The following is a 21,171-nucleotide window of genomic DNA, read 5'->3' on the forward strand; positions in this document are numbered from 1 at the left end:
CCAACATTAAAAATCGGTGAGAATCTGTTTTTTGGGCATGATGATCCGGAAGGTGGTTCCTACGCCAACGCTACTTTCTATATTCAATTCTGCTCCAAGACCATCTGCAAGTTCCTTAGCAATTGCCAGCCCAAGGCCCGTTCCACCTGTTTTACGGTTTCGGTCTTCATGGACTCGATAGAATCGGTCAAAAATGTGCGGCAAGGCTTCTTTAGGGATTCCGTTTCCATAGTCAGTAACAGCAACGGAAATAGAAGTTTCATTTTTCGAAATAGTCGTTTTAATTTCTCGTTCGCTATATTTTCGTGCATTATCAAGGAGGATGAATAATAATTGCCTAAGTTTTTCAGCATCTGTTACCACAACCACAGAACCGTTCCCTTCTAGAATGAAATCTCTTGCGTGTGCATGACGCATTGGTTGTAAGGTCTTTTCAACCAAAGAATTAATATCCGTTTCCTCAAACTTAAACGCAACATGTTCTTGATTTCTTGCAAGATGGAGCATTTGCTCAATCATATCCTTCATCCGAATGGATTCCCCAAGAATTGCTCCGACTGCCTCTTTTGCCACCGAAAGGTCATCAAATCCGCGGCGTGAGAGAAGCCGCGCGTAGCTTTCTATAACAGTGAGCGGCGTTTTTAATTCATGCGAGGCATTGGAAACGAACTGTTCTTGTTTTTTAAAATTGCTCTCGAGTTGCCCCATCATATCGTTGAACTCATGGCCCATCTGCGCCATTTCGTCCTTCCCTTCGGCTGGGACCTCAATCTTCTCGTATGTTCCCGTTTGCCGGCTTTGTGACATCGTTTTAATGAGATTATCAATTGGTTGGATCACGATGCGACCAAGCGCAACGCTTGAGATCGTTATGGGAATCATCGCGATAAGGGTCACTCCGAAGAGGATAAGCTTGAGCAAGCTCAAATTATGTTTTACATCACTTAGCAGTTGAATCGTTTGCAGTTCAACCACTTTTCCGTCTGTCCAAATAACTGGCTCGCGCATCGTAAGTATCGGTGTATTGTCAAATTCACCGATTGAATAGCGTTCGCCTGGTTTTATTTCAGGATGGTAACTTCTAATTCCTTCCGCCGATTCGGACTCCACTTTCAACTTGCCCGTTGGATCCAAAATACGGACCGCACCATTCGGTGGTCTGTAGGCATGGAGAACCGTCGCTGGATTCGTTTTTTCGGTCATCTGGCTGAGCGAAGCAATCAAGTCTTGCGATTGCGTTTTTAGCTGATTATACTCCGTGTCATATGCCAATTTCCCGTACACAAAATAGATGCCCGTGTTCGTCAACGTTAAGATAACGAGCATCAGCAACGTAGAAAAAAGGTGAATCTTTGTTTTAAGCTTCATTAACCTGTTGCTCCTTTAAAACATAACCAACACCCCGTATCGTTTGGATAAGCGTGCTTTTTTCCCCTTGTTCGATTTTCTTCCGGACATATCGAATGTACACATCCACGACGTTTGTATCACCGTAATAGTCGAATCCCCAAACAGCGTCTAGCAACTGTTCACGTGACAACACTTGGTTTGGGTGTTTCAGCAGATGAAGTAAAAGATCGTACTCCCGTGGTGTTAGCTCAATGGAGCGGCCATTTCTTGTTACGTCACGTGTTTGCTCATGAAGAGACAAACCCGCAAATTCAAGGAGATGTTCGTCTTTAGTCTCTACAGACGCCACAGGTTTAGAGAATCTAAGTGCCGAACGAATCCTTGCGAGTAATTCATCGATTTCAAAAGGTTTCGTCACATAATCATTCGCCCCGAGGTCAAGCCCGGCCACCTTATCTTCCACATCACTTTTCGCCGTCAATAATATGACTGGCGTGTCTGCTTCTGTTGCTCGAATCCGTCGTAATACGTCTAACCCATTCAATCCAGGTAACATAAGATCTAATAGAACAAGATCCCATCGTTGTTCACGATATTTGATAAGCCCGTCTGGTCCTGTATGTGCAATGCCCGTTTCATAGCCCTCAAACTCAAGCTCAAGCTGAAGGACACGTGCGATATTTTCTTCGTCTTCGATGATTAAGATTTGCTCTTTCATTCGATTCACCTGCCACTTTTTCTTTCATCTTAACAGATGCAGACAATAAATAGAGACCTTCACTATTTCCGAAGGTCTCCACATTTCAGTTATATTAGCCTGTACATGTTTCCAAACTTTCATTCGTGACATACATGCTCTTCACGAGCGTTTCCAGCATAACAGGCATTTCCACAAAAGCACTGTCGACATGTAAACGCTCCGTCCGTTGATGTGCATCTTTCCCAAACGGACCTACATTGAACACGGGCGCTTTCAACTGGGCCATCTCAGTGAATGGAATGCTATACGTTTCGCCCCATACCGGCGTATTGCTTTCGAATGCAGCCCAGCCATTTGTGTCGTCATCGTAGTTAACATAACTTAGGTCACAGATACCGTTGAAGTAATGAATCTGTTCGACTGTATTATTAAATGTTTCCGCTGTTTTCTTCATCAATTCAATCGACTGGATGACAAGCGGGTTATCCGACGAGTTAATGGCTGGATAGTAAGGTGGTGCATAAAGAAGGACAGTTGCCGGCGCAAGTTCCTGGCATTGGATCATCAAGTTATCGACGATACGAAGCGATTTTTCACGATCATCCCACTCTTCGTTATGGAGTACTTCTTGCTTCAAGCGATCCACTTCTTTTTCCCCTAATTTTAGCAAAGCATGTTCAAGGAGCTGTTCATAACGCAAAACGTTCACTTCCCCTACGCCTTTCACTTGCTCTCGTTCACAAATAACCTTGTAGCTATCGTTGCACGCTGCCATTGCCTCAAGTGCCACTTGTTCGAACAAATCCATCACTTCCGATGCCGTACGCTTCATCAGGAAAACATTATATAATGCTACTGCGCGGTAAGGCGTTTGCGTCGAGTATTGAAGCTTTAAATCTTTTTGTTGCAATGAAACCGGCAACGGCGTACTTTCTCCAAGATCCGTCTCGCGGAATAATTCGTTCCATTCCATCCGTTGTGTCAGATATGAAGCAATATAGTTCGCAGTCATACCTTTCATTGGCTCGCCGACATGCGTTTCTTTGCCATAGAACAATGCAGCGGGCATGATTTTCCCGATGGTACCCGAGTAAACATATTCAGCAATATCCGTTGGGTTTTGGGAAAACGATGGCTCGCTATTTAAAAATAGTTTATACGTTAACCCTTGCTCCTCACGAATACGGACAAGCTCCTTCACTACAGCACGCATCCCTGCTGAGTTAACTTCCTCATCAGGAACGGTAGCTAATAATAGATTGATTGGCCATTTTTCAACACTGGCTTTTTCAATGAGTTGCATATGAAGCGCAAGCCCCATTTTCATATCCATTGTGCCTCGACCAAACAAGTAATTTCCGGTCTCCAAGTCGATGCGTGCATCCTCCGGAAGATCAGCATTATGCTGGGGTTCAGACAACATTTTCGTCAGCATTTCCGGATAAAATGCAAACGGCTCCAACACACCATATTCTTCAGTCCATACGGTATCGAAGTGACTTATAAGAACAATCGTTTCTGTTGCTTCGGGATGCTTGTACAAAGCAGTGACAGCTTGACGACCAAGCCCTGCATCGTGAAGTGCCAACTGATTCGGTTTATTTATGAAATACGCTAGTTCATTTAATTTCGCCTCTAATTTGGGAGCAAATGTATTCTCCCCTTCAGTTAACGTACGGCTGTCCCAGCTAACGAGTTCACATAACAGTGACCGAAGTGTAGAGGGTGTGCCCCATAGTAATTGGTTCATAATAATTCTCCTTTAATTTACAGGTTTCACTTCGGTTTCAACACTAACCTTGTTCTTTTTTTCCAACCTGAATTTATAAAACAGCATACATGCAACTAAAAATCCGACCCCGTAGTATAACCCAATCCGCTGTGTTGGATCGAATGCCAAAAAGACGAGAATAAGAAGACAAAAGGCGATACAAAACAATGGGACATAAGGATAGAAAGGGACTTTATATTTTAAGTCTTCCAATTTTCCGCCCTCTTTCAAATAGTGACGACGGAACATCAATTGAGATGTCGCAATCCCCATCCACGAAATTGTGACAGCTATTCCTGCAATCGACATGAGTAATACGAACACTGCCTCTGCTTCCATCACACTTGTCAATAATGATAAGAGGGAGAACGACATTGTGAAGATAAGTGCATTGAGCGGTACTCTATTTTTCGATAATCGCCCGAACATCTTAGGTGCCATCCCTTCGTTTGACATTGCCCATAGAAGTCGCGTTGACGCATATAAACACGAATTTCCCACTGACAAAATCGCCGTCAAGATAACAAAGTTCATAATACCCGCCGCGTACGGAACGCCGGCAATTTCCATCAATGTCACAAACGGACTGGCAAGTAAACCAAGTTCGGATGCAGGAAAAATAGCCGATAAAACAATAATCGAAGCGATATAGAAAATGACAATTCTAAAAATTATCGTTCGGATTGCTTTTGGTATGTTCTTTTCAGGATTTTCTGTTTCCCCTGCCGCAATTCCAACCAACTCCGAACCTTGATAGGAGAAGATAACGTTCATCATCGTCACAAACACGATCGCGATGCCCGCTGGGAATAACCCTGTAGGAGCTAAATTTGTTAAGAAGGGTGTTGAACGACCTTCCATAGGAATGAAGCCAAAAATCGCCGCAAACCCAATGATAAGGAACAAAATAACTGCAAGGACTTTAATACCCGCAAACCAGAATTCAGCTTCTGCAAATCCTCTCGTCGACAACGCATTCAAAGAGAATAAGAGGACCATAAATATCAAACACCAAATCCAAATCGGAACATTTGGGAACCAATGTTGCATAAGTATTCCAGCAGCAGTGAATTCCACTCCCGCAGTGGCAGCCGAACCTACAAAATACATCCAGCCAAGTGAAAAACCAGCCGAAGGACTAATATAACGCGTTGCATATGTTTGGAAAGACCCTGTCACAGGCATATGGACAGCCAGCTCGCCAAGACAAACCATAACCATATATAAAATCAAACCACCGAATAAGTATCCAAGCAGCGCTCCCCCCGCGCCGGCTTGATTAATTGTATAGCCTGCATTCAGAAACAGACCGGTTCCAATTACTCCTCCGAGAGAGAGCATAAACAAGTGACGGCTTTTCATAGAACGTTTTAATAGATTATCTTGCGGTTGTTCCCCTTTGTTTGACATGATATTCACTCCCCTGTTTTCCCCATTTACTTTTCGATTACGGTTAGAAGCGTAATGACAAACAGCTTAATCCGCCGTCATGCTTCTGAACTTCAGACATTTCCAGTTCGATTGTTTCATAGCCCGCTTCATTAAATTTACGTTTTGTTTCTTCATATCCTGACGGAATAATGACATAATCATTCACACGGATACAGTTGGCTGAATACTCGTCTTCCTTACCTATAACAATTTTTTCATATGAATCAAATGCTCGATGATCCACAAATTCTCCCGCAACGACCATCCGGTTATCTCCTAGGTAAGCAATTCCTGTTTTCAAATGGAAAAACTCTTTTAACGGAATAATCGTAGCTTCATAACCTTGTTGTTCTAATATCCCTTTCAATTGAAGTGCTCCTTCTTCATTCGTCCGTTCAGAAATCCCAATATAGAAATTGTTCTCCGCTTGGAGAATATCGCCACCATCTAGTGTTCCTGGCGATTTTATATAGTAAAATTTCTCATAAAATCCTTTTAGAGTAGCTTCGATTTCCTTGATTTCTCCATTACGTGATTCCGCTCCTGGATTTGTAATAACCGCGAAATCAGATGTCAACACGGCTGCATCTTCTACAAATGTCGAGTCCGGGAATTCTTCACTTGCTGGAAGATGTGTAACAGTCACGCCGCACTTTTCCAACGCTTCAATATACTCTTTATGCTGATCTAGTAACTTTTCAAATACGGGCTTTCCTAAATCAGAAGTCGTCAATCCATTCAAATAGCTTTCCCCAGGTGTTTTTACAATTACGTTTGAATACATATCCATTCCACTCCTCATTTTTAGTTTCTTACTACGGGAGAAGTCAAACACGTTGGCCCCCCCGTCCCTTTTACACTTATTTCTTCACCTTTATATTCATAAACTATAGCTCCAGCATCGAGCAATTGTTTTTTCGTGGAAGCGTTTCCAGAAACAATTACACAAACCCGTGGTGCCAGTGCCAACACGTTGCAACCAAGTGTGTCATATTCATCTTTCGGAACTTCAATTAGCTGGATTTTTCGTTCAATCAACAACTGCCGGAAAAAAACAGGCATTAGTGGTGAATGCACGACTGCCAAATCACGATCGACCATACTGATGAACGACATAAGATGCAGACATTCCGCTTCTCCTTGATCATGTGGTAGTTGAACGACGATGAATTCGTCGACGAAAGACGCTGTCATTTCTTTCAATTGCCGGATTGCTTCATCATTCGTACGGTATCCACGGCCTACAACAAGTGTCTTGTCGTCCAACCAAACAATATCACCGCCATCTGACACTGCGTCTCCAGTCAACTCACCAACAATAGCAATTTCTCTTTCTGCAAGAAACTTTTTATATACTACCGCTTCCGGTTGTCTCAGTTTTTTACCTGATTTCAAAATGATTGCTCCTGCTGGCGTAAACTTCACCGGATCATGTGCATACAACGAATCCATACCAACTTCAGGCGATGCAGGTAAATAATCAATCTGTGGGACATATTTTTCAAGAATCCCTATAAAATTCGAATACTCGCGAACCGCCTCTTTAAAATTCGGTTCCTCAAGGTAATTGAATGTTTTCCATTGATCCGCGAGATGATTTTGATTTTGAAAAGCTTCATTTGGATGCTTTACAATCACCCGTTCTAATGGACTGTACATTGATGAACAATAAGTCAATTTACGTCACCCTTTTCCGCATAGTGGAAAACGTTTCCGAATAACGGAAAGTTTATATATAAAATATATTCTCTTCATGGTACAATGTCAATGTATTTCAAATACTTTTAATTCTTTTTTTCAGAGTAATGAATTTTACTTAGTTATTTATATGATAGGTGGTGCTTTAAATGCAATCAATTGACCGCGCTATGATCGTAGCCAAAACTCTTGCTACACACACTTCAGAAAACGGAGTGTCTATTTCAGACCTTTCCAAGCAATGCGAATTACCACTCAGTACAATGCATAGATTGCTGAAAGCGATGATTAAACAAGGTATGGTGGAGCAGGATGAGCGTACGAAATGCTATCGGCTCGGAACGATTTGGTTAGAATACGGTTTGCAAGTGTATGATTCGATGGATTATGTCACTAAAATAAGGCCAGAGCTAGAACGTTTGAGCCATGAAGTAGATGAAAGTGTCTATCTAAGCCGCCCCGCAGGATTAGAAGCAATTATTTTAGAGAGAATAGATAGTGAAAATAATACAATCCGGATTTATGACCAACTCGGTTTGCGCATTCCAATGAATATCGGTGCGGCTAATAAAGCGATGCTTGCCAATATGCCTTCTTTTAAGTCCACGGACATTTTGAAGAAACTGTTGCCTATCGAACAATTGGCTCCAGTAGAAGTAACGCTAAAACAGATAAAAAAACTAGGATATGCTACGAGTCACGGTGAAAGGACGGAAGGTACTTCTTCTGTCGCGGTGGCCATTGTTGATGGATTAGGAGAAGTTGTCGGGGCAATCAGTATAGGCTTCGTCAGTTTCAATCTGACTGAAAATCGGATGGATTTCCTTATTGAAAAAGTTATGGAAACAGGTAGACGGATTTCGGAAAAACTAGGTTCGAACAGTAATTAATTGCCAATTTATTAGTAGTTCAGATATTTTCAGACTGCATTGCAAAGACAAAAAAACGACTCCCGCGCACCAATGTGCAGGAGTCGTTTCAGATTCTTATAAAAACACAATAACCGCTAGCACAGCTGCTAATATAAGTCGGTAAATTGCGAACGGTACAAGCTTGACGCGTGAGATGAGCTTCAAGAAGAAGCGAATCGAGATAAGCGCAAAGATGAATGCACTGATGAATCCGACGATATAAAACGACAGATTATCCATTGATAAGTACTCCCAGTTTTTCAAAACCGATACAAGACTTGCACCCATCATAATTGGAACAGCCATTATGAACGTGAAATCTGCCGCCGTTCTATGGTTCATGCCGAACAGTACACCACCCGAAATCGTGGCGCCTGAGCGCGAAAATCCTGGCCATAATGACAGACATTGGACAAGACCAACCGAGAATGCCTGTTTGTATGTGATTTGATCCAACGTTTGTACTTTCGGTTTTTTTGGACCAAATTTATCAGCCACAATCATAAGAATAGCCCCTGCCACCAAGGCAAAAATAACCGTTTCCACTCCGAATAAATAATCATCAATCAGATCTTTAAACGCAAATCCAAGAATGACTGCCGGAAGCATACCGATAATGACATGCCCTAAATTGAAACGTGAATTCATCTTTTTACCATCAATCTTATAAAGTCCGACTAGGCTAAAAAGACGTTTCCAAAATACGACGACAACCGCTAAAATCGATCCTAGCTGGATAACAATCTTAAATGTAATCGCGGGATATTTACCTAAAAACTCTTCTGTCTTCAGCCACATATCATCGACAATGATCAAGTGACCCGTCGATGATACAGGTGCGAACTCCGTCATACCTTCAACAAATCCAAGTATTAACGCTTTAATCAAATCAAATAATTCCATAAGTTAGTTACACTCTCTTTCTACGGAAGCGAATATACCAAATGCAAATCGCAATTCCGCCAATTGCTAGCAGTGCGTACGCAACGTTCGAATAGATGTCCATATAATGAACAATCGATTGCCAATTGTCGCCGACTGCTGCGCCGATCATAACAAGTGCCGTATTCCAGATCAGACTACCGATTGTTGTAAGTAAAATGAATAGCGGGAAGTTCATATTCGACATACCTGCTGGAATCGAGATTAGGCTCCGTATTAGTGGAACTAGGCGACAGAGTAGCACTGTCCACGGACCATATTTGTCGAACCATGCATCGGCCTTACGGATATCTTTTCGAGTAAGACGTAAAACGCCACCCCACCGATCAACAATTTTCTCAAGGCGTGCCACATCGAGAAATAACCCGATACTATACAAAATCATCGCCCCAATAATTGATCCGACCGTTGCTGCAATGATTACACCCATTCGAGTCATATCCGAATACGTCGTCATGAATCCACCGAATGTCAAAATAACTTCAGATGGTATTGGTGGAAACACATTCTCAATCATGATTAATAAAAACACACCAAAATAGCCAAACTGGTCCATAAATTCAGTAATCCAATTTTCCACGCTTCGCCCCCACCAACTATTACTTTACTAAATACCGAATGCAAGTGCAAACTGACTTCGTGAAATGAATAGACGTTCCTTTATAAGAAGAAGTTGCCTTTCTTATCAATTATTTTATGCAAAAGAGTCCATTCCTATGATTCTACGTCGGTATTACCCGCTTGAATCATTCTAGAGGATTGTTCATTTTTTGTTGATAACTTCATAAAGTGCCTAGTTATCAACAGTCATCAGTTGATAACTCGAAAAAATGTTTATAGTTTCAGAATTTTCTATCGAAAATCATCTTTTTGGGTTATTAATCAAATTCTAGAGATAGATATCCACAATTTCCTCCCCAGTTAACAATCCTCCCACCATGATCAATGAAGTTATACACTACCCACCAAGCTATATATAATACATAGTCTGGTAAGTTATATTTATACTGAATATCAGGAATACGATTCACTAAAGTACTAACTATCTGGTTGACTATTCAAGTACTAAAACTACACTATATATGTTGCATAAATGCATACGGCATATGCGCTTTACAAAGTCTTTTTTGAGGCCGCTGAAAAGTACTGATACTTGGAATGAAATAGAACTCCTACAAATACCGCTTCGACGCTTTGTGGATGCCTCCCGCGATAAGCCAGAAAGAAGACCGCTTTCAGTCTTATCACTCCGGCTACCACGAAGACGCGCCTTCGCTAGATGGTCTATGTGAGAAAGAGCATTTCATTATCTGTGATGAAGTCTGCAAGCTAAGGCACGTCTTTCTTGAATATAAGTAGTATCAACTAGTAATCACCTTATAACCTCGCAAATACATCTTAAAATCACATTTCTCTCGATAATGAACAAGCCTAGCGCAGGGCATCCGCAAAGCACCAAGCGTTCTACAATCCACACCTCGAATTAAAACTCTCTCCTTATTAAGCGCCACAGTAAATTCAATGGGATTCTTTAATTCAACACATATAGGTTAATTAATCACGTCTGTTGATTAACCATTTCCTCACATAATATTCTTCTAAGGTAGGCGCGATTTTTTTCATTTGGACTAGTACTTTTCCGGCTCGCTTTCGGCTAAAATAATCACGATAGTTTTTCCGTGAGACAGGTGTGGCTAGTTACGACTTATACAAACCGAACCCTTTGCTGTTCGGTTGACTGCCTTTATCCAGGTAACAAGCCCACTATTCTTTCGTCTCAAAAAAGCTTTCGCACTTCATGTACTTGCACCTTTAGAGAGCGACAGATGAACGACCACCATACGATTACCGAAAAAATCTATAGGGATGCGACGAAGTAGCATCCTATAGATTAAGATACCCCGGTAAAGATATAGGAGTCGTTCGATCCAAAGCAATCTAAGCAACTGTACGGGGGATGCTTAGTATTTGATTAAGTTATTTTCTGGTTATTTCTAGTAAATCAACACGTGTGTTAATTTACTATACTGTTCTCATTGCGGAGCTTATTAAGGCCTGAAACGAATCTATATACGTTGAAATGAAAAAAAGACCAAACCAGTGTGGTTACGGCCCCTTTTTGTGTGTTTTACACTTGCTGATAATGTTCCGTCAATTGATTACGTAATGAGGCTTTCAGGAATTTACCGACGGATGTTTTCGGGATTTCATCCAAGAAGACAACATCGTCCGGTACCCATAATTTAGCGAACTGGCCTGCCAAATAGGTTAGCAACCGCTGTTTCATCTCTTCGTCAGCAACCTTCCCTTCTTTCAAGACAACACACGCCAGTGGACGTTCAATCCATTGCTCATGCGGTATTGCTATCACTGCCGCTTCAAAAACATCTTCATGCGTCATCAGCGCATTCTCCAAGTCAACAGACGAAATCCATTCGCCTCCACTCTTGATCAAATCTTTTGTGCGGTCCATCAATTTAAGATAGCCAAACTCTGTCATAACTGCGATATCGCCTGTGAATAGCCAGCCATCACGGAAGGCTTCTGCTGTACGCTCATCATTGTAATATTCGCTTGCAATCCAAGGTCCCCGAATAGCTAATTCGCCCATTGTTTTACCATCCCAAGGCGCATCTCCGGCTTCATTAACAATACGGACTTCAAGACCCGGCATCGGCATCCCTTGAAGTGCACGGACATCGATTTTCTCATCCATTGTTAAATCGGTCATCCCTGACGAATAGACAGATAGACTGACTAGTGGCGATGTTTCAGTCATGCCATAGCCAACGATGAACGGTACACCAAGTTTTTCTTCGAATGCACGGATCAATCCTTTTGGTGAAGCTGAACCACCGCTTACAACGGCTCTAAGTGATGACAAGTCTCTCGGACTCTCCTCCTGCTCCTTCAGCACTGCTAGCCAAATTGTCGGAACTCCCGCTGTTACAGTCACCTTCTCCTGCTCGATCAAGTCCAGCAACAGCTTCGGATTTAAGCCTGGCCCCGGCAGGACTTGTGTTGTACCAAAAAAGACCGCGGCGAATGGCATTCCCCATGCATTGACGTGGAACATTGGCACGACTGGCAGAATTACATCTCTCTCCGATAAGCCCATAGCATCAGCTAGTCCTAGCGCATAACTATGCAGAACAAGTCCGCGATGGGTATAGACGACTCCTTTCGGATTGCCCGTCGTAGCGGATGTATAGCACATGCCAGCTGGCGTATTCTCATCGAGATCCTCTGGGAATACAAAGTCTTCAGATGCTTCAGCTAGAAGTGCTTCATACGAATGGACATTTTCGAGAGATGTTTCAGGTATTTCAGTGCTGTCTCCCATGATGATATAATGTTTCACCGTTTTCAGATAAGGCGCAAGTTTTTCAAGATGCGGAAACAGATTATCATCGACAAGCAGGATTTCATCCCCGGCATGGTTGATAACGTATGCAATATGTTCCGGAGATAATCGTATATTGATCATATGAAGGATGGCACCTGTTCCCGGCACACCGAAATACGCTTCTAAATGTCGATGGTGATTCCAAGCAAACGATCCAACTTTCGTTCCGTGCTCCATCCCGAGTTTCGTCAGGGCATCTGCCAGTTTGCGTGTTCTTTTTGCGAACTCACGATATGGAATCCGGTGAATCGAGTTTTCTCCTGTTCGTGAAATAATTAATTTGTTAGGGAAATATTGCTCTGCTCGTTTAATAAAGGAAGATAATAATAGTGGTGTTTGCATCATACTAATCTCGCCCCTTTTCATGTAGAATATTTTTTACGTAAACAGTGCATTATAATAGTAGGTATACGTCACATATGGTCCCGAAAGATAATATGCCCTACGAAACCAAGTTATTCCTACTTATTTATATAGTTTGCAGTATTGAATACGGTGTACAAACTGAGCGTATGTGCCTTAAAAGGTTAGCCGAGCGCCAAGACAGATTCAATGGCGTTCTTTATATCAACTTATTAAGCAACCCTAATTTCTACAAGCCCATATTCTTCGCGATGATGACTTTCATGATTTCATTCGTCCCTGCGTAAATCGATGCCACAGGGATATCCCTGTAACGTCTCGCAATTTTATATTCTTCCATATAACCGTACCCACCGTGCAACTGCATACATTCTGCAGAAATTTCTCGCGCCGTATCGGTCAGCCAATATTTCGCCATCGATACTTTTGTGACGACATCTTTTCCTGCTAGATGATCTTCGATAAGTGATTCTAGAAACACTTTTCCAATCTCCACTTTCGTTGCAATTTCAGCAAGTTTAAACTGCGTGTTTTGAAACGAACCAATCGGCTTATCAAATGCTTTCCGCGATTTTACATACTCAAGTGTCATTTCTAGCATATCCTCTGATGCCGTTTGTGCGGCAATCGCAACAACAAGCCGTTCCTGCTGTAGTTTCTCCATTAGATAGCTAAATCCTTTTCCTTCTTCGCCAATTAAGTTCGTTACAGGTACACGGCAATCTTCAAAGAACAATTCCGCCGTGTCTTGCGAATGCAGCCCTACTTTATCGAGTTTTCGACCTTTTGTGAAACCTGGCGTACCTTCTTCTATAATAAGCAAACTGACGCCACGATGTTTCGGTTCGGCATATGGGTCAGTTTTTACAGCAACGAGTATAAGATTCCCATTAATACCGTTTGTGATAAACGTCTTTTGACCATTCACGACGTAATGGTCCCCATCTTTAATTGCCGTCGTCCAGATATTAGCCAAGTCCGATCCTGTTCCTGGCTCTGTCATTGCAATAGCGGTAATATTGTTAGCGCTTACACAACCAGGTAGCCAGCGCGCTTTCTGCTCCATTGTGCCGAACGATTCAATATATGGAACAACGATGTCATTGTGCAAGCCTACCCCTGTGAGACCCGCGCCTACACGCTCAAGTTCTTCCCCGATGATTACACTAAAGCTGAAATCCAGACCAAGCCCTCCGTATTTTTCATCCACTTGCGGGCAGAGGAACCCCATCTCCCCAAGTTTTTTCCAAAATGCGATTGGTATAAGCCGGTCTTTTTCCCATTTATCGTAGTGCGGAACTGCTTCTTTTTGAAGAAACTTCCGAAGTGAATCTCGAAACATGACGTGCTCATCCATTTCAAATCTGTATCTCGCCAACGGCCTAGCCCCTCCTTTTGTAACATGTGCTTTGGAACCTGTTTGAGTTGCCATGTTTATCGGCGAACCATTGTTTCCAACTCACTTTGGTTGCATCCGAATCGCACCATCCAACCGAATTACTTCACCGTTGAGCAGTGTATTAGTAAATATATTTTCAACAAGCTTTGCATATTCATCTGGTCGCCCAAGTCGTTTCGGGAACGGTACCATTGAAGCAAGTGAATTACGTGCGGCTTCCGGTAGCCCGTCGAATAACGGCGTTTCTACAAGACCCGGTGCAATTGTCATCACTCGGATACCGAATGCCGCGAGTTCACGTGCAATCGGTAATGTCATTCCAACAACGCCGCCCTTTGAAGCACTGTATGCAACCTGTCCAATTTGTCCCTCGAAAGCAGCAACGGAAGCAGTATTCACAATAACCCCACGTTCCCCTTCTTCGTTTGGCTCATTTCCTTGCATTGCGGCCGCCGCAACACGAATTACATTAAATGTGCCTATCAGGTTTACTCGAATGACTTGTTCAAACTGGTCAAGCACCATCGGACCGCTACGCGACAACACTTTCCCAGGCGTCGCAATACCTGCGCAATTAACAACGGCTGTTACTTCTCCAAACTTCTCCTTTACGGAAGCAACGTTTACTTCCACTTCTTCCGCATCCGCAACATCCGTTTTGAAGAATAAAACACTTTCCTCTCCAAGCTCTCTTGCAAGTGCTTGTCCACGCTCTTCATTCCTGTCGAAGATAGCTGCCTTTCCTCCGGCGTCTACTATCCTCCTTACAGTGGCCTCCCCAAGACCGGATGCTCCACCTGTCACGATTGCCGTTACTTTTTCCATTTCCACACCTAAATCCCCCTAATCGAATACACCTAAATTTCATTTAGCAGGGGTTTGGACCCTCACTGAATGAAATTAAATACGTTCAATAATTGTCGCGTTCGCCATACCCATTCCTTCGCAAATTGCGAGTAGCCCATAACGTCCGCCAGTCCGTTTTAATTCGTGAATCATCGACACCAGTAATCGCGTGCCTGTCGCGCCAAGTGGATGACCGAGTGCGATGGCGCCGCCGTTCGGGTTCAATTTCGTAGAATCAGCACCCGTTTCTTTCAGCCAAGCAAGCGGCACTGGTGCAAATGCTTCGTTCACTTCATACGTATCCATGTCTTCTATTGTAAGACCGGCCTTTTCAAGTACTTTCCGTGTTGCTTCAATTGGACCAGTTAGCATTAACGTCGGATCAGAGCCAACAACAGCTCGTGCAACAATGCGTGCGATCGGCCTCACGCCAAGTTCGTCCGCTTTGTCGCGTGACATAAGGAGTACAGCAGATGCCCCGTCACTCATTTGACTTGCATTACCCGCTGTAATTACGCCATTTTCATCAAAGACCGTCCGTAATCCTGCCAACACTGCTGTTGTCGATTCGGAACGAGGGCCTTCATCTTTAGAAAATAGTTCTGTTGTGCCATCTTCTTTCATGATTTCAACAGAAACAATTTCTTCTTCAAATTTCCCTTCATTAATTGCGTAAATCGCCTTTTGGTGACTTTCGAATGAAAAGCGATCTAGTTCTTCCCGCGACAGTTCCCACTTCTCAGCAATTCGTTCAGCTGATAGTCCTTGATTAATGATTTCATATTTTTCTAGGAGCTTTGTACTTGGTTTTGCATCTCCCATATTGGACATCATTGGTGCACGCGTCATACTTTCAACTCCACCTGCAATGACGATATCCATATCCCCAGACAGAATAGCTTGTGACGCAAAATGAACAGCTTGCTGACTCGATCCGCATTGCCGGTCAATTGTCACACCAGGTACATGTATTGGGAATCCGGCGATGAGCGCTGCTGTCCTAGCAATATTCCCACCTTGTTCACCTGATTGGGTAACACAACCAAGAATGACGTCTTCCACGTCTTCTTTATTTATCCCTGCGCGTTTCATAAGTTCCTCAAATACCACAGCCGCAAGTTCATCAGGTCTGTAGGCCGAAAATCTCCCTTTTCTCCTACCTACCGCAGTTCTAACTCCCTGAACAATAACAACCTCTTTCATACCTACACCCCGTTATCCGAATTAATTAACTTTTCTTATAATAATAGAATACATGAAAACACTTACAAAATCTAGTATGACTTAGATCGAATCAGCCTCAAGTCCTAGGTGAAAATCCGCTTAGCGCCCGTTTGGACGAGCCGGAAATCGTTATAAGATTAAGCTACAAACGAAAGGAGGAACAACAAATGAAAAAACTAGGTCTTGCAGCACTTGGTATTACAGCAGCAATCGTTGCCCTTGCGAATCTCGGATCACTTCTCGCACTTGCATTTTCAGCATTGATTGCATACGCGGGGTTCCATTACTTCAGAAAGAGCACTTCCACAATCTCGAAATTGTTCTGGGGAGGCGTACTTGTCATTGGCTTGTTAACAGCAATAGCAAATGTACCGGCATTCATCGGAATCATTGCTTTAGTCGGTGTTCTGTATGTTTGGCGTAAATGGCATGGCTCAGAAAACAGTAACATCATCAATAACCCTACTGACGATCCATTCGTAAACTTCGAACGTCAGTGGAATGAAATTACAAAATAATGAGGAGGAACTAACTATGAACTCACTTTGGAATAGATTTAAATACTCGGTACAAGCAGATCTTCACACGGTGCTCGACAAAAAGGAAAGCAAAAATCCAATTGCCATGTTAAATCAATACATCCGCGAGGCAGAAAAACAGACCGAATCAATTGGGAAATTGCTTGAACGTCAAAGCAAACTAAAAACAGAACTGCAGAAAGAGTTGGCAGAAGCTGAAAAAATGTCAGAAAAACGTCGTAGTCAGCTTGAACTTGCACAAACTGCTGGTGAAGAAGACTTAATCGCATTTGCCGAGGAGGAAATCGCTGCGTACGATACGCGTGCAGCAGAACTTTCGGAAAGCGTTATGGAAACGGCTTATGAATTAATTTCACTGGAGCGTAAATTCGAGGAAATGAAACATAAAGTGAAAGATATGAAAGTTCGTCAGCTGCAATTGATGGGGAAAGAGAATGTGACCCGCGCCCATCACCGGATGGATCAAATCATCTCTCCTGAAAATGCAGACAGTAAAATGGCATCAGTTGGAGATATGAAAAAGTATATCGAAAACCTTGGCGGAAAGATTGAACGTGAGTACGAAACGTCATCAATGGACCGTCGCCTTGAGACATTAGAGAAAGAATCCGCAAAAGAAGTAGAAATTGTGTAAAATAGACTGTAGGATGCAGGTATGCAACCATCGCCGCAGGAATCGGTGTACTTAGGTTGTGTACCTTTTTTCTTATTTACAGATAATCTGACCTCAAGAAGGGAGAATAACAAAATGAAACGAATCGATACAAGCAAAATCACATTTTGGGGGCTAACTTTCCTGCTACTCATTTTTGTCGAGGCAGCTTTCTTTCATAACGGCAATATCGTGTTCGTCCTTCTTGGTGCCGGACTAATTTATTACGGTTTGCGGAAACGATCGAAGCTGCTATTTTTACCAGGCCTGTTTTTTATCGCAATGGCACTTTTCACTTTGTGGAGTTTACGGATGCTCATTTTCACCGTCATCATCTACGTCCTCGTAAAACTATGGAAGGGCGTACCGTCGGAAGAAATAATGCGTCCTCTCAAAGATCTTCAACGAGAAACGCCCAACGGAATTTGGAAAAACAAACTATTTTCCGTCCAGTCATCCCCCTTTGCGTCTTATGAATGGGAGGACATCCATATCCACGGACTCTTTGGTGATATTCACATCGATGTAACGGATACAGTACTGCCAAAAGGAACTTCTTTAATTTCTGTTAGGCAAGGTATTGGAAAAATAAAAATTGACTTACCTTACGAAATCCCCGTACGCATTCATTACACGACATTAATCGGTGATGCTAAGCTTTTCAATATTTATCGGAAACGGCTCATTAATGAATCGCTCCATATGAAAGATAGCTATGAAGGGAAATCTGCTGATTCCCCTGAACTTATCATTACGCTTTCCACTTGGGGCGGAGATGTCGAGGTGACACGAAAATGAAGGCAGTCATCGGACGCGGACTTGTTTTATCAATTTTATTTATTGCGATTGCAGCGGTGTACATCTATTTCCTTCTTGGTTTGCCAATAGAAGAAAGTTGGTTTGCGTTTTATGAATTGCAATTTGCGAATGTTTCGCTTGGCTTGTGGATTTTGACTACTATTTTCTTGCTTGCCTGGGGAATCGCTATATGGACAGGTTTTTTAGGAAGTTCAAAAGAGAAAGCAATCGAGCAAAGAATAACAGGGTTGATCGACACTGAGCTAGAAACTGATTCAATCGAGAGGTTCTCTCCCCGTATGGACCGGGCAATCGGGACCGTATCAACGGTCATTCATACGCAGCGAAAAAGTCTGCAACGGATCATAGATGAGCGTGCGGAGGAGCAAGACAAACTTATCCAAGAACGAATTATACAAGAACGACAGCGACTCGCGCGCGAGTTACATGATTCTGTATCCCAGCAACTGTTCGCCGCATCGATGCTATTATCCGCTATTACGGAAAATAACGAAGTTGCTATCGCACAAAAACCGGTACTCCAAGTCGAGCGAATCGTCCAACAGGCGCAACTGGAAATGCGCGCCTTGCTACTCCATTTACGACCGGCACCCTTGAATAACAAATCACTTGCCGAAGGACTTGAAGAGCTATTAATTGAATTAAGGGAAAAAGTGCTATTCGATATCCGATTCCGTTTGGAAGAAGTGACATTATCAAAAGGTGCGGAAGATCAGTTATTCCGAATCGCGCAGGAGACGCTGTCCAATACACTGCGCCATGCACAAGCCACGGAAGTCGATGTGCTATTTGTGGAACGAGACGGGCTCGCAATTTTCCGGGTGCAAGATAATGGTATCGGATTCAAAGATAGTGATGGAAAAGGCGGCTCATATGGTCTGCAAAACGTTAAAGAACGTGCAATTGAAATCGGTGGAACATGCAAAATCGTTTCCGTTCCCTCACAAGGGACGATTGTGGAAGTGAAATTACCTGCTCGAAAAGGAGATGGACCGAATGATCAAGATCCTGTTAGTGGATGACCATGAAATGGTGAGAATCGGTGTTTCTGCCTATCTACAGATTCAGCCGGATATGGAAGTCATCGGCGAAGCGGTAAATGGGCGCGAAGCCGTAGGAAAAGCACTTGAGTTACGCCCCGATATTATATTGATGGATATGGTGATGCCGGAAATGAACGGTGCCGAAGCAACTGCTGCCATCATTAAGGAGTGGCCGGAAGCAAAAATCGTTATCGTGACAAGTTTTTTAGATGATGACAAAGTATATCCAGCACTTGAAGCAGGCGCAATCAGCTATATATTAAAAACATCGAATGCGAAGCGAATTGCAGAGGCCATCCGTGAAACATTAAAAGGACAAACAGTATTGGAACCTGAAGTCACAACAAAAATGATGCGCAAAATGCGAGCAGGCAATGAACGGCAGCCCCATGATGAGTTGACGGAACGTGAACTTGAAGTATTATTGCACCTTGCGAAAGGTAAAACGAACCAGGAAATCGCAGATGATTTATTTATTGCACTGAAAACAGTGAAAACACATGTTAGCAATCTATTATCTAAACTAGAAGTGCAAGACCGGACACAAGCAGTCATTTATGCATTTAAGCATGAATTAGTAAATTGAAAAGCAGTCATCTTACGTCAGATTAAAACGGACGTGTGATGACTGCTTTTTTTAATGCAGGAAATTATATAATTATCGGCCCGAGGATAACCTGAGAAAGGCGATATTTCACGCCCAGACTCTAGCGCCTAGAGGCTTACGCTTTTGCTCCAGAATTATTCTGAAGCCAAACGGTTCAAAGCATTAATCATGCCTGCATGAACGCCTTCATGCCACACTGCAAATTGAACGACTGCCTCAACTGTCACCATTGTATGCAAGGGTCCAATTGACATCGGTTCCTGTAACGTATTGCTTAGTTTACCTTCGAGCGCTTTAACGACACGTTCTGGTTGTTCCTCTAATGCCGCGAGGAGCTCGTCTGTTGATGGAGCATTTCCTTCCCAGTCGTTAGGGCCTGATCCCGACACAAAAAGAGAGATCCATTCGGGATGGACAGGTTCATAACCTTCCACCGCTTTTTGAATGAGTGTTTCCATCGTTACAAAAATATGACCCGCATTCCAACGAATCGTGTTATTGAATCCTGTTGGTTGTGCATCCCAAGCTTCTGCTTTTGACTTTACAAGACGGCCAAGTGTATAAATACGTGTGAATTTTAACTGATTCATTGTTTCGATGACAATCATTCCTTTCTTTGCTTCTCTTCTACTCTACCGCATCTTATCTACAAATCAAAACGGTCGCTCCACAAAGGGACGACCGCTACTAAGTTATGGTTTAAATGGATCTTCGTTCGGTTTCTCTTTATTCCATTTTTCGTGTGTTTCTTGATCAAACTTGTTATCTTCTTGATGTTTTTCACCAAAAGGGTATTGTTCGCCCGACCTTGGCTTATTATAACCAGTGTCCGTTTTGTATGTTCCGTATGCTGACTGTTCATTCTCACCAGTCTTGTCCAAGGTGTTTTTTCTAAAGACATCCGATGTATTCGAATCGGATGGATCCGCGAGTGGAAGCTCATCGGAATTAGCTACCCCTTTCACTTTCGGTTCAAGATCTTCTTTGTTTGGGTACTTACCATCTGATTTTGTCATAGTATCTATTGATCCTCCTTCTTCGAATAGTGATTCTATTCCCATATTTTAAACTAATGATACAACACATTTCATTAAACAAGCAAGTAGAATCCCATACTAGACAGCAGGATGGCCACTCCAATTACCACGTCTATCCATCTACTTGTCAGCTAAACTATTCTTCTAAATAACCAAAAGCAATTATTTCTTTGGCAGTCGTAAAGGCGTTTGTACTTAGTGCCTAGTAATCTATTTGCATAAGCTAAATTAGACCATTCATGAAAGGAGTGTTGACAATGGGTCAATACGGAGGATATGAGAGCGGAAGTTCATTTGCGTTAATTATTGTGCTTTTCATCCTGTTAATTATTATCGGTGCTTGCTTCATTGGTTAATTAAGGATGTTGTGCATCTAGTACCAGCATACTTGCTATATATGTTGAAATAAAGAAACCACTGAATTTGCTACTGC

21 protein-coding genes are annotated in these 21,171 nt (G+C 42.7%); 7 read left to right on the forward strand and 14 right to left on the reverse strand.

Annotated features, from left to right (window positions below; translation table 11 throughout):
• Nucleotides 1-6: 6 nt before the first annotated feature.
• The 6 genes from ACP8HG_RS15250 to ACP8HG_RS15275 form a co-directional block, all read right to left on the reverse strand.
• Nucleotides 7-1,368, reverse strand: coding sequence for an ATP-binding protein (locus tag ACP8HG_RS15250; protein WP_438297079.1), 1,362 nt, complete (start codon nt 1,366-1,368; stop codon nt 7-9).
• Nucleotides 1,358-2,068 carry a response regulator transcription factor gene (locus tag ACP8HG_RS15255; RefSeq protein ID WP_187046125.1) on the reverse strand — a complete coding sequence of 237 codons (711 nt, stop codon included), beginning with the start codon at nt 2,066-2,068 and terminating at the stop codon, nt 1,358-1,360. Before ACP8HG_RS15255 ends, ACP8HG_RS15250 begins: the two co-directional genes overlap by 11 nt.
• Nucleotides 2,069-2,162: 94 nt before the next feature.
• On the reverse strand, nt 2,163-3,800 hold the full coding sequence (locus ACP8HG_RS15260) for a M20/M25/M40 family metallo-hydrolase (RefSeq protein WP_342539254.1): 1,638 nt from the start codon (nt 3,798-3,800) through the stop codon (nt 2,163-2,165).
• 12 nt (nt 3,801-3,812) lie between these two features.
• Nucleotides 3,813-5,231 (reverse strand): amino acid permease, encoded by a 1,419-nt coding sequence (locus ACP8HG_RS15265; RefSeq protein ID WP_067213545.1) that lies wholly within the window; start codon nt 5,229-5,231, stop codon nt 3,813-3,815.
• Between the two features lie 43 nt (nt 5,232-5,274).
• A complete protein-coding gene (locus tag ACP8HG_RS15270; RefSeq protein ID WP_438297082.1) occupies nt 5,275-6,036 on the reverse strand; it encodes a dimethylarginine dimethylaminohydrolase family protein in 762 nt (253 codons plus the stop codon).
• Nucleotides 6,037-6,056: 20 nt separating this feature from the next.
• A complete protein-coding gene (locus tag ACP8HG_RS15275) occupies nt 6,057-6,911 on the reverse strand; it encodes a dimethylarginine dimethylaminohydrolase family protein (RefSeq protein WP_438298666.1) in 855 nt (284 codons plus the stop codon).
• Between the two features lie 188 nt (nt 6,912-7,099).
• Between ACP8HG_RS15275 and ACP8HG_RS15280 the strand changes: the two genes are divergently transcribed.
• Nucleotides 7,100-7,840: an IclR family transcriptional regulator gene (locus ACP8HG_RS15280; protein WP_067213547.1), complete on the forward strand. Its 741-nt coding sequence runs from the start codon at nt 7,100-7,102 to the stop codon at nt 7,838-7,840.
• Between the two features lie 96 nt (nt 7,841-7,936).
• Here the strand turns inward: ACP8HG_RS15280 and ACP8HG_RS15285 are convergent, their stop codons facing one another.
• From ACP8HG_RS15285 to ACP8HG_RS15310, 6 genes are all read right to left on the reverse strand, one after another.
• Nucleotides 7,937-8,764, reverse strand: a complete 828-nt coding sequence (locus tag ACP8HG_RS15285; protein ID WP_067213548.1) for an undecaprenyl-diphosphate phosphatase — start codon at nt 8,762-8,764, stop codon at nt 7,937-7,939.
• 7 nt (nt 8,765-8,771) lie between these two features.
• Complete coding sequence (locus ACP8HG_RS15290; RefSeq protein WP_438297085.1) at nt 8,772-9,383, reverse strand: DedA family protein; 612 nt, start codon at nt 9,381-9,383, stop codon at nt 8,772-8,774.
• A gap of 1,548 nt (nt 9,384-10,931) precedes the next feature.
• Complete coding sequence (locus ACP8HG_RS15295; protein ID WP_067213550.1) at nt 10,932-12,554, reverse strand: long-chain fatty acid--CoA ligase; 1,623 nt, start codon at nt 12,552-12,554, stop codon at nt 10,932-10,934.
• Between the two features lie 247 nt (nt 12,555-12,801).
• On the reverse strand, nt 12,802-13,950 hold the full coding sequence (locus ACP8HG_RS15300) for an acyl-CoA dehydrogenase family protein (protein WP_187046128.1): 1,149 nt from the start codon (nt 13,948-13,950) through the stop codon (nt 12,802-12,804).
• 81 nt (nt 13,951-14,031) lie between these two features.
• Nucleotides 14,032-14,796: a 3-hydroxyacyl-CoA dehydrogenase gene (locus ACP8HG_RS15305; RefSeq protein ID WP_438298667.1), complete on the reverse strand. Its 765-nt coding sequence runs from the start codon at nt 14,794-14,796 to the stop codon at nt 14,032-14,034.
• A 75-nt stretch (nt 14,797-14,871) separates the two neighbouring features.
• A complete protein-coding gene (locus tag ACP8HG_RS15310) occupies nt 14,872-16,020 on the reverse strand; it encodes a thiolase family protein (RefSeq protein WP_438297088.1) in 1,149 nt (382 codons plus the stop codon).
• 188 nt (nt 16,021-16,208) lie between these two features.
• On the opposite strand from ACP8HG_RS15310, the gene ACP8HG_RS15315 reads away from it, so the two are divergent.
• The 5 genes from ACP8HG_RS15315 to ACP8HG_RS15335 all read left to right on the forward strand — a co-directional run bounded on the left by ACP8HG_RS15315 (nt 16,209) and on the right by ACP8HG_RS15335 (nt 19,680).
• Nucleotides 16,209-16,559: an ABC transporter permease gene (locus ACP8HG_RS15315; protein WP_187046131.1), complete on the forward strand. Its 351-nt coding sequence runs from the start codon at nt 16,209-16,211 to the stop codon at nt 16,557-16,559.
• Nucleotides 16,560-16,575: 16 nt separating this feature from the next.
• The gene (locus ACP8HG_RS15320; RefSeq protein WP_067213554.1) at nt 16,576-17,214 is read left to right on the forward strand and encodes a PspA/IM30 family protein; all 639 of its coding nucleotides are present in this window, start codon (nt 16,576-16,578) and stop codon (nt 17,212-17,214) included.
• A gap of 114 nt (nt 17,215-17,328) precedes the next feature.
• Entirely contained in the window at nt 17,329-18,030 is a 702-nt protein-coding gene (gene liaF / locus ACP8HG_RS15325; protein WP_340741052.1) for a cell wall-active antibiotics response protein LiaF, read from the forward strand.
• Complete coding sequence (locus ACP8HG_RS15330) at nt 18,027-19,073, forward strand: sensor histidine kinase (RefSeq protein WP_438297091.1); 1,047 nt, start codon at nt 18,027-18,029, stop codon at nt 19,071-19,073. The genes liaF and ACP8HG_RS15330 overlap by 4 nt, the downstream gene beginning before the upstream one ends.
• Nucleotides 19,048-19,680, forward strand: coding sequence for a response regulator (locus ACP8HG_RS15335; RefSeq protein WP_067213557.1), 633 nt, complete (start codon nt 19,048-19,050; stop codon nt 19,678-19,680). Before ACP8HG_RS15330 ends, ACP8HG_RS15335 begins: the two co-directional genes overlap by 26 nt.
• Before the next feature lie 155 nt (nt 19,681-19,835).
• Here ACP8HG_RS15335 and ACP8HG_RS15340 read toward each other — a convergent pair whose 3' ends face one another.
• Together ACP8HG_RS15340 and ACP8HG_RS15345 are read right to left on the reverse strand one after the other, a co-directional pair.
• Nucleotides 19,836-20,291, reverse strand: a complete 456-nt coding sequence (locus ACP8HG_RS15340; protein ID WP_338654739.1) for a DinB family protein — start codon at nt 20,289-20,291, stop codon at nt 19,836-19,838.
• A 102-nt stretch (nt 20,292-20,393) separates the two neighbouring features.
• The gene (locus ACP8HG_RS15345; protein WP_067213558.1) at nt 20,394-20,717 is read right to left on the reverse strand and encodes a hypothetical protein; all 324 of its coding nucleotides are present in this window, start codon (nt 20,715-20,717) and stop codon (nt 20,394-20,396) included.
• 278 nt (nt 20,718-20,995) lie between these two features.
• Between ACP8HG_RS15345 and ACP8HG_RS15350 the strand changes: the two genes are divergently transcribed.
• Nucleotides 20,996-21,094, forward strand: coding sequence for a YjcZ family sporulation protein (locus ACP8HG_RS15350; protein ID WP_156476121.1), 99 nt, complete (start codon nt 20,996-20,998; stop codon nt 21,092-21,094).
• The last annotated feature ends 77 nt before the right edge of the window (nt 21,095-21,171 follow it).

It is taken from the genome of Sporosarcina sp. FA15, from assembly GCF_051550195.1.
Taxonomy (GTDB): domain Bacteria; phylum Bacillota; class Bacilli; order Bacillales_A; family Planococcaceae; genus Sporosarcina; species Sporosarcina psychrophila.

Bases quoted from the DNA above. Each gene is read 5' to 3' on its own strand.
- ACP8HG_RS15250 (WP_438297079.1), bottom strand. From the start codon at position 1,368: ATGAAGCTTAAAACAAAGATTCACCTTTTTTCTACGTTGCTGATGCTC.
- ACP8HG_RS15255 (WP_187046125.1), bottom strand. From the start codon at position 2,068: ATGAAAGAGCAAATCTTAATCATCGAAGACGAAGAAAATATCGCACGT.
- ACP8HG_RS15260 (WP_342539254.1), bottom strand. From the start codon at position 3,800: ATGAACCAATTACTATGGGGCACACCCTCTACACTTCGGTCACTGTTA.
- ACP8HG_RS15265 (WP_067213545.1), bottom strand. From the start codon at position 5,231: ATGTCAAACAAAGGGGAACAACCGCAAGATAATCTATTAAAACGTTCT.
- ACP8HG_RS15270 (WP_438297082.1), bottom strand. From the start codon at position 6,036: ATGTATTCAAACGTAATTGTAAAAACACCTGGGGAAAGCTATTTGAAT.
- ACP8HG_RS15275 (WP_438298666.1), bottom strand. From the start codon at position 6,911: ATGTACAGTCCATTAGAACGGGTGATTGTAAAGCATCCAAATGAAGCT.
- ACP8HG_RS15280 (WP_067213547.1), top strand. From the start codon at position 7,100: ATGCAATCAATTGACCGCGCTATGATCGTAGCCAAAACTCTTGCTACA.
- ACP8HG_RS15285 (WP_067213548.1), bottom strand. From the start codon at position 8,764: ATGGAATTATTTGATTTGATTAAAGCGTTAATACTTGGATTTGTTGAA.
- ACP8HG_RS15295 (WP_067213550.1), bottom strand. From the start codon at position 12,554: ATGATGCAAACACCACTATTATTATCTTCCTTTATTAAACGAGCAGAG.
- ACP8HG_RS15305 (WP_438298667.1), bottom strand. From the start codon at position 14,796: ATGGAAAAAGTAACGGCAATCGTGACAGGTGGAGCATCCGGTCTTGGG.
- ACP8HG_RS15310 (WP_438297088.1), bottom strand. From the start codon at position 16,020: ATGAAAGAGGTTGTTATTGTTCAGGGAGTTAGAACTGCGGTAGGTAGG.
- ACP8HG_RS15315 (WP_187046131.1), top strand. From the start codon at position 16,209: ATGAAAAAACTAGGTCTTGCAGCACTTGGTATTACAGCAGCAATCGTT.
- ACP8HG_RS15320 (WP_067213554.1), top strand. From the start codon at position 16,576: ATGAACTCACTTTGGAATAGATTTAAATACTCGGTACAAGCAGATCTT.
- liaF (WP_340741052.1), top strand. From the start codon at position 17,329: ATGAAACGAATCGATACAAGCAAAATCACATTTTGGGGGCTAACTTTC.
- ACP8HG_RS15330 (WP_438297091.1), top strand. From the start codon at position 18,027: ATGAAGGCAGTCATCGGACGCGGACTTGTTTTATCAATTTTATTTATT.
- ACP8HG_RS15335 (WP_067213557.1), top strand. From the start codon at position 19,048: ATGATCAAGATCCTGTTAGTGGATGACCATGAAATGGTGAGAATCGGT.
- ACP8HG_RS15340 (WP_338654739.1), bottom strand. From the start codon at position 20,291: ATGAATCAGTTAAAATTCACACGTATTTATACACTTGGCCGTCTTGTA.
- ACP8HG_RS15345 (WP_067213558.1), bottom strand. From the start codon at position 20,717: ATGACAAAATCAGATGGTAAGTACCCAAACAAAGAAGATCTTGAACCG.
- ACP8HG_RS15350 (WP_156476121.1), top strand. From the start codon at position 20,996: ATGGGTCAATACGGAGGATATGAGAGCGGAAGTTCATTTGCGTTAATT.